This window comes from Photobacterium ganghwense, from assembly GCF_017329545.1.
Taxonomy (GTDB): Bacteria; Pseudomonadota; Gammaproteobacteria; order Enterobacterales; family Vibrionaceae; genus Photobacterium; species Photobacterium ganghwense.
Window position 1 is genome coordinate 1,913,299 of record NZ_CP071325.1, and the last position, 17,012, is coordinate 1,930,310.

Sequence of the window (17,012 nt, forward strand, 5' to 3'; positions counted from 1 at the left end):
TGACGGCGTTTCTCTTCCCCTCAATGATGAAACACGTCTTGCAACTTGAATTTGCTAGACTTCTATCATATTTCGACTCGGGGTTTCTTTATTATGCGCGGTAGGCATCGTCATCTTCGTTTACTCACTGGCATTCTTTGTGGTGCCTTGCTGATTCCTGTTTGTCAGGCTGACGAAGAGAGCGCAAAAAGCCAATACAGCAATCTGGAGAACGGCGATATCATTTCCGTTAGCCTTGATCAGCTCCTGCCTACTCAGGCTGTACTCGATTACGATGCCATTTTCGCGAATTTGCAGCGATATGCTAATGATCCGGCGAATATGTTCAACGATTTGTGTCGCCTTAACGGGGCACAAAAAGTGAAGTCCTGGACAGAGGACTCCATGCCTACTAACCCGGACAGCTATACCTGTACTGCCAAAAACGGCAGCGATGCTGACGCACTGGCCACGGTTGTCGTTGGGCCTGAAAATGGCGTGCTCTATCTGACCAGTCGCCTGACAGCGCTGTCGACGTTCTGGGATATGCCTAACGGTGGCACCAGCGTGCCAATCACGGTAAAGGTCAGTCATAACCTCATTGAATCCGGTGATGATTTCTGGGCCGAAATGAACCATGACAACGCCGTCTGGCTTTACGATTTCAAGGGAAAGAAAGTCAGCCCGGATGATTTGCCGGAATACATTGGCATGAAGCAACTTAAGCACGACAAATACCTGACCCTGGTTAACCTGTTAAACGGCATCAGCTACACCGCACCGAAGCCGGATGGCAAAGATAACACCAGTGCTACGGTGCCGTTTCTGCATCTGCAATGGGCGCTGGAACTTCGCAAACAGATGAAAATCTCTGAATACGACCTTAATGATCCTGAAGAGTTTGCCACCGCGTTAACGGAAGCTGCCACCATTATGGTTGATCTTCTCGATGATCAGGAAATTGGCAAATCCAAACGTACAGCACTGATGATGGGTCAATTCGATCAGGTGGACAGCAAGGCGCTAGAAGCCCTGCTAACCAACGAAAAATCGCCGTTTGGACTCAGCGTGGCCTATCGACTCGCCCAGAAAGTCAAATCGACCCCGAAAGTCGTTCTGGAAGAAGAGAAAGCCAAAAAAGAGAAGGCCAATAAAGCAAACAGTGAAGAAAAGTCGGACGCTGGCTCTGGCAAAGAGCCAAACAGCACTGACAAACAAAGCAGTGCAGATAAGCAAAGCGCTACTGATAAACAAAGCACTACCGAGAAAGAAACACCGGAAAAATAAACGTCCGCCAACATGTATGAGGATGGATTTAGCCCGTTATCAGCCGGGTTAAATGCCCCTTGCCACCTCGAAGTGGATTTCATTCTATTTTCCAAAGCTAACTTTCCCAATGATCTGATTTCAGCAAAACAGGCCACTGACAGCCTGTTTTGCTGACTATACTTTCCGCTGTACAAGCCCTTTTGTTTCAAGAGCATTCTGAACATGCCACCCCGAATGCAGGCTGAGGCACTTTCTTCTCCCGGAGGAGAGCATGGCGGATACCTTTCTTCTTTTTTCAGCATCCGACAAAGACAATGTCAGCAAAGAAGTCATCCCATTATTCAGCGACACCCTTTTGCCTGTCATCTGGCCATCAGTGGAACCCATTACGCTGACACCAGACTGCCGGGTATTTGTCTATATCAGTGATGCTCATATCCCAGCGATTATTGATGCGGCTGTCGCTCATCAATGGCAACTGGCGATTCTTCCGCACCCGGAAGCCGGTCATGCATGCCGTGGTTTTGGTATCCCCAAACAACTTGATAACGCCATTCAGTTGGCCTGTGACGCAAAGCCCCTTCATGTTGATGTGTTACGCTGCAACGGCAGTGTCGTGCTCGATACCGTTATTCTGGGACGAGGCAGCATCTTTGGCCTGAATCGCCAAAACCTGAACTGGCAGGAAAAGCTGAAAAAAGTCTTCGTCAACCTCAGTAAAGTCAAAACCTTCATTCCGGCGAAATTTACGATTACGACGGAAAGCGAGAATACAGTGGAAACTGCCGCAATAGGCACGTTGATCATTTCCCATGCTCATGGCACGGCGTTATCACGCAATATTCTCAGTACCTCCAGTGTCAATGACGGCATGTGCCATGCGATTGTGCTGGCACCACACAGCATTATGGAACTGGTACGGTTATTTATTACGGCCCCATTTCGCCGGGATCCCCGTCTACCGGGTTTACTCGGTTTTATCAAATCACGCACGCTGATGCTGTGCGTGCAAAATCCGATGACCTTCCTTCAGGACGGGATTGAAAGTACAGCCCAAGAGCTGATTATTGAAACAACCCCCCGCAGCTTGTGTATTCTGGGCGGTGAGCCTCTTCCGGTAAGTGACAACCCCGGTAGCAGCAAAGAAAGCCGGAAAATTGTTAACTTACCGGCCGGAGGGGCAATTGCCGCCATGATTGATAAGCCACTGCCTTTCATTACGCACGCGGCCACTGATGAATTTAGAGAACTGTATCAATTGCTGCGGGAAAATGCGTCGGCGACACCCTCTTTCCTGACCCTCATGGTGCTGTCTACCCTGCTGGCCAGCATTGGGCTATTTGCCAGTTCAGCCCCCGTGATCATCGGCGCAATGATTCTGGCACCGTTAATGGCTCCAATCATTTCCCTCGCGATGGCCTTAGTCAGGCAGGACACCTCACTGCTGAGTGCCAGCTCACAAACCCTGCTGACCGGCCTGCTGATGGCCACCAGTTTCGCTGCGCTGGCCAGCTTTATCCTGCCGATGGAAATTGTGACACCGGAGATTCAGGCCCGTCTCAGTCCTAACTTACTGGATCTGGGAGTTGCCGTCATTTCCGGTATTGCGGGCGCTTATGCACATGCCAGGATCGACGCGTCAAAAAGCCTGGCGGGCGTGGCTATTGCGGTGGCTCTGGTGCCCCCACTGGCCGTGACCGGCATTGGGATTGGCTGGGCAGATCTTCATGTCGCTTGGGGGGCTTTACTGCTGTTTTTAACCAACCTGGCAGGCATTGTTCTTTCTGCATCAGTCACCTTTCTGATGTTGGGGTTCGCCCCCTTCACCCGGGCAAAAAAAGGGCTTGCCGTTGCCCTGCTGGCAGTTTTTATTGTGAGTGTGCCACTGCTGATTAGCTTTGTGCATTTATCGCACGAAGCTAAAATCATCAAAGCTCTGGAGGGACTGACTATCAATCAGGTTGTGCTGCGGCAGGTCAGTGCACGGGATGTGAAACCGCTGGAACTGAGTTTAGAAATCATGACACCGCATGCTCTGAGCGAGCAGGATCTCGACAACATCAAACAGGCGATTGAGCAAGAACTACAAACGCCTGTGATTCTTGAGGCCACACTGGTCATTCGCCGCGAATAAAACGGAAAGAGCTCTACAGCTCTACAGCTCTACAGCTCTACAGCAATGATGGCTATGACTGGCTCGCCATTCAGGCCGAAGTAAGATTACGCCTTTTTATAGCGGCTCAGGTACCGATCCAGCTGGTTACCGAAGTTCTGACGGTCGGCCTGACTCAGAGGAGCCGGTCCACCGGTCTGGATACCGGAACTGCGCATGGTTTCCATAAAGTCACGCATTTGCAGGCGCTGCTTTATGGTGTCTTTGGTATACATTTCGCCACGGGGATTAAGAGCTAACGCTCCTTTCGTAATCACTTCGTCTGCCAGCGGAATATCGGCAGTGATAACCAAATCACCCTGCTCTGCCTGCTGAACAATATAATTGTCTGCCACATCAAAGCCGGATTCGACCTGAATGGACTTAATGTGCGGGGAAGGCGGCACACGAATGAACTGATTGGCTACCAGTGTCACTGGGATACCTACCCGATTTGCCGCTCGAAACAGAATTTCTTTGATGACATTTGGACAGGCATCAGCATCGACCCAGATTTTCATTTTGGCTCCACTTAATTAAGCGCAATGGTTTGCGCTCTGTAACGTTTGATTTTATCAGTCTGACTCGTCGAAACCCGCCTGTGTTAAAAAGCCGCCCATAAGGCGGCTTTAGCTCGTCGATGACGACATACAGAAAATTAGCCTTCCAGGCCTTTCTTCGCCAGGTACTCATCGTAAGTACCGTGGAAGTCTTCAATACCGTCTTTCGTGATTTCGATGATACGCGTCGCGATAGACGATACAAACTGACGGTCATGGGAAACAAACAGCAGTGTGCCTTTGTAGTTTTCCAGCGCCAGGTTCAGCGATTCGATAGATTCCATATCCATGTGGTTGGTTGGCTCATCCATCAGCAGGATGTTTGGTCGTTGCATAATCAGCTTACCAAACAGCATACGGCCTTGCTCACCACCAGAAATCACACGTACAGATTTCTTGATGTCATTTTGTGAGAACAGCATACGACCCAGAATACCACGAACGGTCTGCTCATCTTCGCCTTCATTTTTCCACTGACCCATCCAGTCCAGCAGGTTCATATCGGTATCGAAGTCTGCAGAGTGATCCTGCGCGTAGAAGCCAATATTGGCATTTTCAGACCACTTCACCATACCTGACATCGGTTCCATTGCACCGGCCAGCGTATTCAGGAACGTGGATTTACCAATACCGTTCTCACCAATGATCGCAATGCGCTCACCCACTTCAACCATCAGGTTAACGCCGTTAATCAGGATGTTGTCACCGTAGCCCTGTTTCAGACCTTCCACTTCCAGCGCGTTACGGAACAGTTCTTTTTCCTGCTCGAAACGGATGAACGGGTTCTGACGGCTTGACGCTTTCACTTCTTCCAGCTGGATCTTGTCGATCTGCTTCAGACGTGAAGTCGCCTGTTTAGCTTTAGAGGCGTTAGCAGAGAAGCGGCTCACGAAGGTATTCAGCTCTGCAATTTGTGCTTTTTTCTTCGCGTTATCAGCCAGCAGACGCTCACGCGCCTGAGTCGCCGCAACCATGTACTCATCATAGTTACCAGGGAACAAGCGCAGTGCACCGTAATCCAGGTCAGCCATGTGTGTACAAACGCTGTTCAGGAAGTGACGGTCGTGCGAAATAATAATCATGGTGCAGTTACGCTCAAGCAGAACGCGCTCCAACCAGGCAATCGTGTGGATATCCAGGTTGTTCGTCGGTTCGTCAAGCAGCATGATTTCCGGGTCAGCAAACAGAACCTGCGCCAACAGAACACGAACTTTCAGGCCCGGAGCAACTGCACTCATCAGACCGAAATGCAGATCTTCAGGAATACCCAGACCCAGCAGCAGCTCACCGGCACGCGCTTCAGCAGAGTAACCGTCCATTTCGGCGAATTCTACTTCCAGGTCCGCAACACGCATACCGTCGTCTTCAGACATTTCCGGCATTGCGTAAATACGGTCACGCTCTTCTTTGATTTTCCACAGTTCTTTGTGACCCATGATCACGGTATCAACAACGGTGTACGCTTCAAATGCAAACTGGTCCTGGCCCAGTTTCGCCATGCGTTCATTAGGATCCTTGGAAACAGTACCGGCAGAAGGCTCCAGTTCGCCGCCAAGAATTTTCATGAACGTCGACTTACCGCAACCGTTCGCACCGATCAGGCCGTAACGGTTACCTTCACCAAATTTAACGGAAATGTTCTCAAACAGAGGCTTATCGCCAAACTGCATTGTGATGTTAGCTGTTGAAATCAATGTACTGTTCCAATAATTAGGTCTTTCAAGCATTAAAAAAGCCGTTTCAGGGTCAAAGCCACGCTTCCTGCCTGAACGACTTTTCGTGATGAGCGTGGAGTATATCAGTTTCTGCCAGTGGCATCACCCCATAATAAAACGGGTCTGAAAGCCCGTTGTTAGCGATAGCACAGGACGGTTTATGGGCAGAGGTAATGGGAAGGTTATGGATAGGCACTCACGCCTCTCTACAGGTGAAACTTACAAGGCTTTGCCTGAATACCACCATCTGTCTATGGCATTGATTTGGCCAAACATTCGTTCAGTATCCACGGTGAAGATGAGCAAGGCAAGGTACTGTTCTATAAAACAATAACTCGCTCAAAAGTCCTCTCAACGTTTGCCACTATCCCCCATCCATTGTTGGAATGGAAGCATGCGGAGCTTCCCATTAGTGGGCTCGTGAACGGGTTAAGTTGTGCCACACTGCAGAGATAATGGCATCTGAAGCCGAGCGGCGGGGTTTTAAACGGGCCATTGTTGCTCTGGTCGCCCAAAATACTCGGATACTATGGTCGCTGCTCAGTAACAACACCGAATACCAACCTATATAAAACCAAGCTGTTTTCTAACGGAATAGCTGACTTCTCCAGGTCATTGCAATAGCCAATGATGATGTAAGGTTAAGACCTTTTGCGGGAGAGCTGATAATGCGGCGGGTACTGTAGAGCCTTCTAACGAATGAGGAACCGCAACCGCGTAGGGTCACAGGGTCATGGCATCAAAAGCTAATAAACAGACCGAATATAGAGCGGCAGTCCCAAACCGTCCATCACCTGACACTGTTGTTGACAACCTAGAGGAGTCCATGTAGCCCGGTTAAAGGGCTGACAACGCAAAACCCTGAACTCAAAATCAAAACCGTAATCACAACTACTGATTTGAACAACTGAGAGCGCCACGCGCTGGCAGCCCCTATTGAACCGTTTGCGATATCGTGAACCGATGCACAACGTAGGAACTTCTTTATCAATTGCCATAGTCCCGTATAATCGCGGCCAAATTACACCACACCAATCATCAGTGAGTTTCAAATGTCCAAACTATTTTTCAAAGGTCGAATCGATGCTAGACAAAACCACGTCATTTCAGGCTACAACGTAAATCGTGATGTAAAAGCAGGCACTGAAGAAGCTCCAATCAATGTTGTCGTCCCAACCGAGGCTCGTAAAGCAGAGATCGAAACATTGCTTTCTGAGCACTCAATAGTGGCCCATATTGTCATAGACTCAAACCAACCAGAGAGCACAGTTGAGCTTGATACGCTATTAAACAAGCCTAAAACTATTACCTATGACAAAACACCAAACCGTAATGAGCCATGCATTTGCGGAAGTGGGAAAAAATACAAAAAGTGCTGTGCTTAAGCTACTGATAATTAATTTAAAAGCCGTCATCTGACGGTTTTTTTGTAAACTAGATCTAACACTCACTTGATACGGTGCTCTGTGCCTAAGTTAAAGCGGTATAACGAATGACATGGACTCCCCCTCATCAGGCTCTGCCACACTGGGTAAGTCTGACTACCGTCCTTGGAGGACACCATGTCACTATCAATTTATGGCATTGATTTAGCCAAACATTCGTTCAGTATCCACGGCGAAGATGAGCAAGGAAAGGTACTGATCCATAAAACAATAACTCGCTCTAAAGTCCTTTCGACCTTTGCCAATATCCCGCCAGCCATTGTCGGGATGGAAGCCTGTGGAGCTTCCCATTATTGGGCTCGTGAACTGGTGAGGTTGGGTCACACTGCAAAGATAATGGCATCTAAAATTGATACAGCGGATAAATTCCCGCATGCTTTTTCTCACCAAGAACCGTAACGACTTTTAAAGGGTCAGACACTGCCTCAGCAACAATCTCTTTAATTGCTTCCTGTCCGTCTTGGACAGCATTAAGGCAATCCAGGATAAACTGGTTTCGACTTAACATCACGACATCTCCCACACTCTTCTTCAAGTGTGCCTTAGCTAGTTTGCCGACAATTACTAGTAGTATAGCCATAGTGGGTTTCTGAACATTCAGTTCATGTTGAGGGCTTTATTGGCTATCTGCTTGCCAATTTTAGTTTACGAGCCAGAATACCCATGAAAATAAAATGTGTTTTTTCACCAATCGTCATTACTGGCTTTATGAAAAGCTCCTATCGAATGGTTTTAAGGGCTCGGGTCCATTTTGCCAATTCATTCAGCATGGCTGTTGCCGATGATTCATGGTGTTTGGCTGGACTAAAATTACCATTTTCATCAATCAGGGAGCTGGCCATTTGTACCATCACGCCCTCCATCATTGGCATCATTTTTACTGTGGTCGCCAATTGTTTTGCCAATTGTGCTGAACGCAGGCCTCCCGATACACCTCCGTAACTCACAAAACCGCAGGGCTTATAATTCCACTCCTTGTACACATAATCGAGTGCATTAAAATAGCTTGGCGGTGGGCAGTAGTTGTACTCGGGTAAAACAAAAACGAATGCATCAGCCGCTTCAACGGATCGCGACCATGCCTTAGTGTGGCTGTTTTGGTATTGTTTTAAAGATGGATGATTGGGTTCATCGTACATTGGTAGTCCAACGTCTGCTAAATCAACCAAGTTGCTATTGAACTCATCATGTTGATTGGCAAATTCATCAAACCATCGGGCAATTGATGGACCAATTCGACCAGGGCGAGTACTACAAATAATAGTGTTCAATTTGTATGGCATCGTGTCTATCTCCCTCGTCTAATAGGTAGCCATAGAAACCACTGTCTCGCCGGTATTTCTGATGACTTATAAAATCTTGAAATTAGGGTCATAAAGAGGTTTACCTCTTCTAAGTATGACAAGTACACAGTCGGAAGTCTTATGAGTCAGTGTAGATCCTTATGACTAAAGGAAGGTAGATTATCGTTTCTCGCTTAAAGCGGCACCGTATAAGTGATGATCTTACAAAACGGGTACCCATATATCAGTCACACACCCCAACGTACGGCATGCTGGGACAATCCGTGGGACCAAAATGGAACCCTTCGTGGGGCTAAATAACGTTCCGCCTCTTCCATTTTACTGTTTATGCATACAAAACAGTGGAAATGAAAAAGCGAGCTTTCGGAGTGTTCTAAATCTTATTCCCAATCAAGGATAACCTTGCCAGAACGCCCGCTACGCAAGGCGTCGAAGCCTTTTTGGAAGTCATCAACCTTTAAGTGGTGGGTGATAATTGGGTTAAAATCCAAGACAAGTTGGAACAAGCTTGCCATCTTGTACCAAGTTTCGAACATCTCCGGCAAGATAACCAATAAGTACTTTAAAGTTATAAATTTATTTTCTCTATCCTGTGGGGTTAAATGTGGCTATTTGAATAATGTGAATTTCGTCTTAGCTAGAACCGTGGTCACAGAGCCAACTAAGTAACCCTATTCCCACCAACGCTGAAAATAAGGATGCAGATAATATACCGAGCTTCGCTACATCAACGAGTTCAGGGCTCAAAGCTAAGTGGGCAATAAACAACGACATGGTGAATCCTATACCTGCAAGCATGCCACCAGCAATAATGTAGAGCCAAGGTAGATCTGGCGGTCGCACAGCCAGCTTAGTTAATGTTGCTAATCCGCTAAACAAGATGATTCCGGTGGGCTTCCCTATGACAAGGCCAGCAACAATAGCTGTATACAAGCTTCCGGATAGTTCCGAAAAAGAGATCTGTACGCCAGCGTTCGCGAAGGCAAAAAGAGGCATAATGACAAAACCAACCCAAGGATGCAGTAACATCTCTAAACGCTCTAATGGAGAAAGCGCTTCCCGAGCTGCTGCTTCGGCAGTTTTTAAGACTTTGCGATCAATCCTAAAAACACTACGCTTGCTTGTCGTTGGCGTAGGAATAACACAATCTATTATTGTCAACAGACGTTCTTTACTGACCCACCTGATTGTGGGTGTCATTAACCCCAAAATGACACCTGTTACCGTTGGGTGTATTCCGGACGCGTCCACCGAGAGCCAAATCAGACCACCAATTATTGAATAAATAGCAATACTGCGGATACCGAGCTCAGCCATAGCCTTAATGCCAATGAACCCAAGACCCGCTATTCCAAGATAATAATAATTAATTTCTTCACCATAACCGACCGCTACTACGATAATCGCACCAATGTCATCGATTATCGCTAAAGAGAGCATAAATATACGTAAACTTTTCGGAACACGGGGACCAAGTAAGATAAGGCAAGCAATGACAAATGCTGTATCCGTCGCCATGACGATCCCCCAGCCATGTTGTCCCGGCTGATCTAATTGAAATACTAAATAAATTAATGCCGGAACCAGCATGCCGCCCATTGCCCCTGAAACAGATAACAATGCTAAACGCGGCTTTTTCAATTCTCCCAAGACAATTTCACGCTTCAACTCCAATGCAACCAGAAAGAAAAACAGCGTCATAACAGCATCATTTATCCATTCCTGAAGTGAACGCGTGTATTCAAATGAACCGGCTTTTATACCGAGCGGGATCTCCCAGAACGACAGGAAAGTGTCTGACCAGGGGGAGTTAGAAAGAACTAAAGCAACAATAGTAAAAAAAAGCAGTACAGCCCCTGCAGCAGCCTCAATTTTCAGAAACCGAGTAACAGGTTGAGTTATCCAGTCAACATATTCCTTAGGCAATTGAGTAGGATGTCCCCTCTCATTCGGCCTAAAAGCTGTTTTCTTCATGGGTTTTCTGATTTTGCTTGATCACTTTCTGGTAGTTGTATCCTCTTTAGAAACTTAAATAAGTCACTATCAGTGGATAACACTAATGTAGTATTTTCTGACATGATCGTTTTATAGACTTGCAGTGTCCTAGTGAACTCATACAGGCTTACCGCCTGTGGGCTCTGGTTGTAAGCCTGCGCATAGATTGCTGCAGCTTTAGCGTCTGCAATACCCCTAATTTCCTCCACTTTACGATAAGCTTCAGATTGAATCTTATTTAAATCTCGTACTCGATTACCACGGATTCTAGCCGCTTCACCGTACCCTTCTGACAAAAAACGCTCCGCAATCTGGCGACGTTCACTGATCATCCGGTCATAAATTTTGGGTCTCACACTTGCGTTATAGTTAATCCTTTTGAATCGGATATCCAATAACTCGATCCCGAAGACACGCACTTTATCAGCCGCGGCCATAAAAATTTCATCCTCCACCACCTGACGACCTTTATGGATGGGTACCAAGTTACCCATTGTCAAATCACTATCACCCTCAGCCAATAGCGGATCTCTCAAAGGCAACCGATCTTTCGAGGTCCGGATAATTTCTATCAATTCATGCTTTGCCACTGCGTTACGCGTTTCACTTCCAAGAATATCATCCAACCTGGACTGAGCACTCCGCTCGTCTCGGAGGCGTAGAAAATACTGTAAGGGCTCCGTTATCCTCCATCGGGCAAATAAATCGACTGAGATATATAGCTTATCTTTCGTTGGCATGTCTGAAGGATTGCCATCCCACTCCAATATTCGCTTATCTATTGTATTAACCTCTTGGATAAAAGGTATTTTCACTTTGAGCCCAGCGTTAGTAATTGGCTGTCCGACAGGTTTACCAAATTGGGTTATGATGACCTGCTCAACTTCACTCACTGTATAAAGGGTTCCTTTAGCTGCGAGCAAAGCGAATACAAAAAGCAAAATGGCTATCAGTAGAAAGAAATTTTTCATGGCTTATCGCCTTTTTCTAAGACGTCAGCTTGTAGATCAAGAAAAGGCAAGATACTGCGGGTTTGCTCATCAATGATAATTTTTGAGTGCATCGTAGGCATGATTGCCTGCATGGTTTCTAGGTAAATACGCCTACGGGTTACTTCAGGTGCCTTGATATATTGCATCAGTAGTGCGTTAAACCTTGCAACATCCCCTTCGGCCTCATTGATTCTTTTAAGCCGATAGCCATCAGCTTCTCGAATACGCTGATCTTTTTCACCCTCCGCTAGCGGGATCACTTTATTGTAATCTCGTCGCGCTTCGTTAATAAGCTTCTCTTTTTCTTGCTGAGCCTGGTTCACTTCATTGAATGACTCCTGTACCGGCTTTGGCGGGTTAATATTTTTCAATTGAACCTGATCGATATTGATACCCATAGCATACTTAATCGCAAGCTCCTGCATTTTCATCAATGCTTCAGATTCAATCTCCTGTCGGCCAATGGTAATGACTTCATCGACAGTGCGGTCACCAACCACTTCCCGCATAACAGACTCAGAGACATCACGAAGAGTAGCTGTGGGGTCTCGCACTTCGAACAGAAACTTGACGGGCTCAGCAATGCGGTACTGAACCACCCATTCAACTAATGCTGCATTTAAATCGCCTGTAACCATCTGAGTTTCCATCTCACGATCGTTCTCAGACGGGTTTTGGTAAGGATCAGTTGCTCCGAGCGTTATAAATCCAAACTCTTGCTTTAACTGGCGCTTAACAGGAACAATGGTCGCAATATCTATGCCTAACGGTAACTTGAAATGTAAGCCGGGTTGTATTTCGGAATAGAACTTGCCAAAGCGCTGAACGACAGCAATTGAGTCACTTGGAACTGTATAAACAGCCTGCCATAAACTGATTAAAAAAATTACCAACAAAAATGACAACGAAACACTTTTCATATCACCTTTAGGAATATATCGTCTTATTTTTATTGCTCTTTTTTTCACGATATTTCCAACGTTTGTTGGCGTAGAACCATCCAAGATTTGAGTAACATTATCAGAAGATGGGGGATCATTGGATGTCGGCATGAACGTAGCCTCAATCACATGGAAAAAACAGTACCATTTAAGACTGGTTTGCGTTGAATGATTTTTCAAGACGTCGGGAGTATTAAAATTAAATAATTATATGCAATTTGATTACCATTTCTTGCACATAGAGTATTGGTTTTATCCAAACAACTATAACTAACATCTATTCTCCTAACTATACTCTTAAAGGAAGATGAAATATCGACAAAAATTAAAGTTATATTACTAATAGGTGAAACCATGTTTGAATGGCTTAAAAATATTTTTTCTCATGAAAAACATGAGGCTGACAATGATGCCAGCAGAGACAGAATGGATGAAGAGCATTTAAGAGAGAACAAAAAAGAAAGTTCTCCCATCGAATCACCACCGAAAAATCAAAACGAGTAGTTTCATCAACTTGCCATCTTGATTTTGTGAAGCCGAGTTGTAATAGATTAATAATGCTCGGCTTTTATTTCGAAAATATGCCACTCTATGACTATACATTTACCGAGCCTCGAGATCACTCGTAAACGACGGCAAAAAGAGGAACTAGCTAACAGCATCAGCCATGGTATAGCCCTCCTTGCCATACTGACTGGAACACCTTTTCTAATTATGAATGCTGTTCGTATTGGTGATTTGGCATTTATTATCGGAACAATTATTTTTTCTACGACGGCAATATTGCTATACCTGTCTTCCACTATTTACCATGCGCTATCATTTGGCAGAACAAAGCGACTGTTTCGTATAATTGACCACTCAGTAATCTTTTTACTAATTGCAGGTACATACACCCCATTTACACTTGGTGTATTGAGAGGGACATTAGGTTGGATACTCTTAGGCTGCATCTGGTTGTTAGCATTTATAGGTGTAATACTGAAGGCTTTTCAAAGACTCCACCACCCCGTATTATCGACAGGGCTTTATCTATTTATGGGATGGCTGATTGTCATAGCCCTTTATCCAATGCTTAATAATGTACCGATAAAAGGAATGTTATTGCTGCTTGCCGGAGGATTATCCTACACCTTTGGCGTTATATTTTTTGCGACTGACTCATATTTAAAATATGGGCACTTGCTTTGGCACCTATTCGTAATAGGAGGGACAACATTCCATTATTTTGCCATTCTTTGGTACGCATATTAATTTACATATTCAAATCATATGAAATGATTATTATTAACTTTTATCATCCTTAACATCCAGAGACTTCTGGATAATATCTGTAAAATGTGGCAACTTATCAAGTAAGTACTCTAAGTTTGATATTTCACAACCTGTTATTTCACTTTTTATTAACTCCAACGCACATGAAACTGCGATTGCCCTTTTTACATTCTCATCTTTAGATTCATGATAAATAGATCGAGCACTGGCCGTGGAATTATCAAATTTAATTCTTAATAAATCCAAGAAAATTGAAACATTACTTTCATTTAACATAGTAACCGACCTCTTACCAATTAAAATGCTTTATACTTACATTAATAAGTATAAAGCATAGATATTTAGATTCTTAAAAACATATGAATGGCTTTAAGGATACTTAGGCTTGAAGCTTTAGAAACTACCCCAGCGCCCCCAGCTCGAGGGCTCTCTTCAGCGTTGCTTTCACATACTCGAGCTGTGAGCCATGCCGTGCTTCCCATGCTTTGGGATCGTCATGAAAGCGGCGGTGTTCATTGGCTTCTAAAGGAATGGTGAAGAGATCATGGGTTTTGCCGCCCATTTTCCCTTCGCCGTGGCCGATTAAGTGATGAGCGACGACGTTTTCAGTTTGACCGGTGATCACACAAGGCAACGAGCGCACAAACTTCAGATACTTTTCACTACGCCATATCAACTCTTTTGGCCGGGCCATGTACATCGCTGGTGGCTCGTCATCCACCTTGAACTGGATGGGTTTCACCCTGTCGGTCAGCAATGCCTTCGTATCGACGTCAAATCGTTCATCACTTTCGCGGCGAGGCATGATGGCTTGCTGAACAATCAGTTCATGCTGTGTACTTTATCGGCTTTAGTATCGGCCCATCCCGTGGAACATCCCGCCAAAAACAGCCATCAATAGAGCAAAAATAATGCTCAAAATTATAACGGCCGGAATTGATGCAATAGTGAGTTTAACTAAGAAAATAACCATAGACGTAAATGGCATTTTTACATCTACAACAGTAACTTCTTGTTTATCATTTTCTGCGGACATACGTATTTCCTTGTTATCCAACGTAAGCAGCATGCTTACTTTAATGAGTAGTGTCGTTCCGTAAAATAGCCATTACTTTCATTTCATGGGTTAAAAAGTAGCTTCAGATACTCAAAATAAGTAAACCGCCATACAGGCGGTTTATACAGTATGCATTGGGTTTCGAGCCAGGTTTGAGCTCACATTTTTGGAATGGAACTGAACCTTATTCGTACAACCATGCTACCAAACGCACTTTGCGGCGCAGATGGTTCAGCACAGGTGTACTCAGGAATGGAAAGATAGCCTGTTGTGAGGAGCATATCCAAATTTTGAGGAATGCAGTACAAAGGTTAATCATGCCTTACATCATGGTAAATCCATGATGGTAAATCCATGATTGTTAATTAATGATCTTGAATTATTGATGCTGCTTAAAAAAACGTTCAGCTTTTGCGAAGAGAGAGTCACAGTGTTTTTGATGCTGGCTGTATTCAGCTGTTCCTACCTTCATGGAGTCAAGCATTGCTTTAGCGTTTTGGTATTCTCCAACCATCTGCTCAAATTTTGCTTCATGACCGTTCTTCCACGCCTTCTTCTGATGTTTTTCTCGATTTTTTTTCATTTCGTGTTCCTATGTTGAAATTCATAACTACAACGGAATTTCAGTGTAAAGTATTCATTCTCTTCAAATATATGAACATCAATCAATTAATATATTGATATAAGAATGAAAAAATTGCCAACCGAATAAATATTAGAGTTAGCAAATAAAATTCGACATTAATAAACGCTCATTCATTTACTGAAAGTAGGGTTTCTATTTATATTGTAATATTCTAGAATCAGGCTAATTGACTAAAACACTTGTAGCCTGCGGACCTTTACCGCCTTGTTCTATATTGAATGTTACTTTTTGACCTACAGAAAGAGTTCTGACACCTTCTGAAGCTATAGAATTAATGTGGACGAATAAATCTGCTCCACCATTGTTTGGAGAGATGAAACCAAAGCCTTTAGTTTCGTTGAACCACTTTACTGAACCTGTTGCTTTATTAGACATAATAACCTCATTAATAGTTAAAAACTGAAACTATTTTATGGAAGATAAAGATTAAGTTGCCTCAGGAGTAGTATAACGAAGTGATTCGAAAGAAAACTAAGAAGATACTTGAACTAAATGTTTCATAAATAGCTCACGTTTAAGAGCTATTTTCACTATACACTGATTACCCTAAATAGATAGAATTTTCTCACTTTATTTTCATAATCAAAATCATTTCGCTATATTATATTACCTTCGCGCATATCATTTCCATTATCGAAGATGAAAGTCACTAAAGGTTTTGACGAAATTTTCCAGATAGAAATACTTCCAAATTATGGGATCTTTGCTTTTTCCTCATGCTCTATCATATTTAAAAACATAGTTAACAACGCCGCTCAACTTACATGAATATCGGAATTATCTTTCAACACTTCAAAAATCAAATGCCACATGTTTTATATTAATGCTTTCCGCTAACCACAAAAAACCAATAAAATCACAAACTTAACTCGCAACACCTTCAGGAAATAAAAAAGTGTTCAAAAAATCCAAAATAGTACTGTCTATTTTCAATACAACCTGTATAGTGTTCGTAGCTCTTGCAAACGGGCTATTAATAAAAATTTAGTACAAGCTTTTTCCCAGTTTCCTTTCGATACCTTCGTCTAGCTCCTGCGATAGCTTCTCTTCATGGTTTTAAAAAATAGCATTTGCTCGCAGTTTTCAATTTTATTTATATCTCAGAGGTATCTATGTCTACTAAAACAACTGGTTCAGTAAAGTGGTTCAACGAAACTAAAGGCTTCGGCTTCATTACACAAGATAATGGCGGACCTGACGTGTTTGTTCATTTCAGAGCTATTGCATCTGAAGGTTTCAGAACGCTTATTGAAGGCCAAAAAGTCAGCTTCAATGTTGAACAAGGCCAGAAAGGCCCACAAGCAACAAATGTATCATCGATTTAAAAATTTCAGGTGTAATGTGAAAGCATTACACCTATCACCTTTCACAGTTTTCCATCCCCCTAAAATAATCAGGATTTTTATTGTCTCGTAGAACAAGTCGCCAGCGATACTGGTATAAAAAATTATGTGATAAAAACTCACAGTCGACAAATGAAAAGCGTAGCTTATGCTTAGCATAGAATTTTATTTAGAAAATGAAAGAATACGCTGGTCAACAAAAATACATCAGTTAAATAGTGACATCTTACGACGTCACATTCTTCCAAGAATTTACTCCAGCCATTATAACCTCCTATTTTCATTTTCTGAAAAAGACAGTCAGGGATGTATTTTATCAGGTACAGGAACGCAACTAGG

17 protein-coding genes and 2 pseudogenes are annotated in these 17,012 nt (G+C 44.0%); 7 read left to right on the top strand and 12 right to left on the bottom strand.

Annotated elements, in window-relative coordinates; all coding sequences use genetic code 11:
- Positions 1 to 93: 93 nt before the first annotated feature.
- Together FH974_RS08800 and FH974_RS08805 are read left to right on the top strand one after the other, a co-directional pair.
- Complete coding sequence (locus FH974_RS08800) at positions 94 to 1,266, top strand: ParB/Srx family N-terminal domain-containing protein (protein WP_207103194.1); 1,173 nt, start codon at positions 94 to 96, stop codon at positions 1,264 to 1,266.
- 253 nt (positions 1,267 to 1,519) lie between these two features.
- A complete protein-coding gene (locus FH974_RS08805; RefSeq protein WP_047885544.1) occupies positions 1,520 to 3,382 on the top strand; it encodes a TIGR00341 family protein in 1,863 nt (620 codons plus the stop codon).
- A gap of 86 nt (positions 3,383 to 3,468) precedes the next feature.
- Here FH974_RS08805 and FH974_RS08810 read toward each other — a convergent pair whose 3' ends face one another.
- Positions 3,469 to 3,921, bottom strand: a complete 453-nt coding sequence (locus FH974_RS08810; protein ID WP_047885545.1) for a YaiI/YqxD family protein — start codon at positions 3,919 to 3,921, stop codon at positions 3,469 to 3,471.
- A gap of 137 nt (positions 3,922 to 4,058) precedes the next feature.
- Positions 4,059 to 5,654, bottom strand: coding sequence for an ABC-F family ATPase (locus FH974_RS08815; RefSeq protein WP_047885712.1), 1,596 nt, complete (start codon positions 5,652 to 5,654; stop codon positions 4,059 to 4,061).
- A 1,073-nt stretch (positions 5,655 to 6,727) separates the two neighbouring features.
- Here FH974_RS08815 and FH974_RS08820 point away from each other — a divergent pair.
- On the top strand, positions 6,728 to 7,060 hold the full coding sequence (locus FH974_RS08820; protein ID WP_047885546.1) for a PBPRA1643 family SWIM/SEC-C metal-binding motif protein: 333 nt from the start codon (positions 6,728 to 6,730) through the stop codon (positions 7,058 to 7,060).
- Positions 7,061 to 7,237: 177 nt separating this feature from the next.
- A pseudogene (locus FH974_RS08825) lies at positions 7,238 to 7,468 on the top strand (IS110 family transposase); the annotation flags it as partial.
- A gap of 371 nt (positions 7,469 to 7,839) precedes the next feature.
- Here the strand turns inward: FH974_RS08825 and FH974_RS08830 are convergent.
- The 5 genes and pseudogenes from FH974_RS08830 to hflK form a co-directional block, all read right to left on the bottom strand.
- A complete protein-coding gene (locus FH974_RS08830) occupies positions 7,840 to 8,403 on the bottom strand; it encodes an NADPH-dependent FMN reductase (RefSeq protein WP_207103196.1) in 564 nt (187 codons plus the stop codon).
- Positions 8,404 to 8,804: 401 nt separating this feature from the next.
- A pseudogene (gene tdh / locus FH974_RS08835) lies at positions 8,805 to 8,963 on the bottom strand (L-threonine 3-dehydrogenase); the annotation flags it as partial.
- A gap of 94 nt (positions 8,964 to 9,057) precedes the next feature.
- Positions 9,058 to 10,398 (bottom strand): Na+/H+ antiporter NhaA, encoded by a 1,341-nt coding sequence (nhaA, locus tag FH974_RS08840; protein ID WP_207103197.1) that lies wholly within the window; start codon positions 10,396 to 10,398, stop codon positions 9,058 to 9,060.
- Positions 10,395 to 11,390 carry a protease modulator HflC gene (gene hflC / locus FH974_RS08845; RefSeq protein WP_207103198.1) on the bottom strand — a complete coding sequence of 332 codons (996 nt, stop codon included), beginning with the start codon at positions 11,388 to 11,390 and terminating at the stop codon, positions 10,395 to 10,397. Before hflC ends, nhaA begins: the two co-directional genes overlap by 4 nt.
- Positions 11,387 to 12,463, bottom strand: coding sequence for an FtsH protease activity modulator HflK (gene hflK, locus FH974_RS08850; RefSeq protein ID WP_242551810.1), 1,077 nt, complete (start codon positions 12,461 to 12,463; stop codon positions 11,387 to 11,389). Before hflK ends, hflC begins: the two co-directional genes overlap by 4 nt.
- Positions 12,464 to 12,706: 243 nt before the next feature.
- Between hflK and FH974_RS08855 the strand changes: the two genes are divergently transcribed.
- Together FH974_RS08855 and trhA are read left to right on the top strand one after the other, a co-directional pair.
- Complete coding sequence (locus FH974_RS08855) at positions 12,707 to 12,856, top strand: hypothetical protein (RefSeq protein ID WP_207103199.1); 150 nt, start codon at positions 12,707 to 12,709, stop codon at positions 12,854 to 12,856.
- An 87-nt stretch (positions 12,857 to 12,943) separates the two neighbouring features.
- On the top strand, positions 12,944 to 13,606 hold the full coding sequence (gene trhA / locus FH974_RS08860) for a PAQR family membrane homeostasis protein TrhA (protein WP_207103200.1): 663 nt from the start codon (positions 12,944 to 12,946) through the stop codon (positions 13,604 to 13,606).
- 33 nt (positions 13,607 to 13,639) lie between these two features.
- Here trhA and FH974_RS08865 read toward each other — a convergent pair whose 3' ends face one another.
- The 5 genes from FH974_RS08865 to FH974_RS08885 all read right to left on the bottom strand — a co-directional run bounded on the left by FH974_RS08865 (position 13,640) and on the right by FH974_RS08885 (position 15,705).
- Positions 13,640 to 13,903: a hypothetical protein gene (locus tag FH974_RS08865; protein WP_207103201.1), complete on the bottom strand. Its 264-nt coding sequence runs from the start codon at positions 13,901 to 13,903 to the stop codon at positions 13,640 to 13,642.
- A gap of 124 nt (positions 13,904 to 14,027) precedes the next feature.
- Entirely contained in the window at positions 14,028 to 14,432 is a 405-nt protein-coding gene (locus FH974_RS08870) for a DUF968 domain-containing protein (RefSeq protein ID WP_242551811.1), read from the bottom strand.
- Positions 14,433 to 14,477: 45 nt separating this feature from the next.
- Complete coding sequence (locus FH974_RS08875; protein ID WP_207103202.1) at positions 14,478 to 14,663, bottom strand: hypothetical protein; 186 nt, start codon at positions 14,661 to 14,663, stop codon at positions 14,478 to 14,480.
- Between the two features lie 400 nt (positions 14,664 to 15,063).
- Positions 15,064 to 15,267: a hypothetical protein gene (locus tag FH974_RS08880; protein WP_047885598.1), complete on the bottom strand. Its 204-nt coding sequence runs from the start codon at positions 15,265 to 15,267 to the stop codon at positions 15,064 to 15,066.
- A 225-nt stretch (positions 15,268 to 15,492) separates the two neighbouring features.
- Entirely contained in the window at positions 15,493 to 15,705 is a 213-nt protein-coding gene (locus tag FH974_RS08885; RefSeq protein ID WP_207103203.1) for a cold-shock protein, read from the bottom strand.
- Positions 15,706 to 16,442: 737 nt separating this feature from the next.
- Between FH974_RS08885 and cspE the strand changes: the two genes are divergently transcribed.
- A complete protein-coding gene (gene cspE, locus FH974_RS08890) occupies positions 16,443 to 16,655 on the top strand; it encodes a transcription antiterminator/RNA stability regulator CspE (protein WP_047885600.1) in 213 nt (70 codons plus the stop codon).
- Positions 16,656 to 17,012 lie beyond the last annotated feature (357 nt).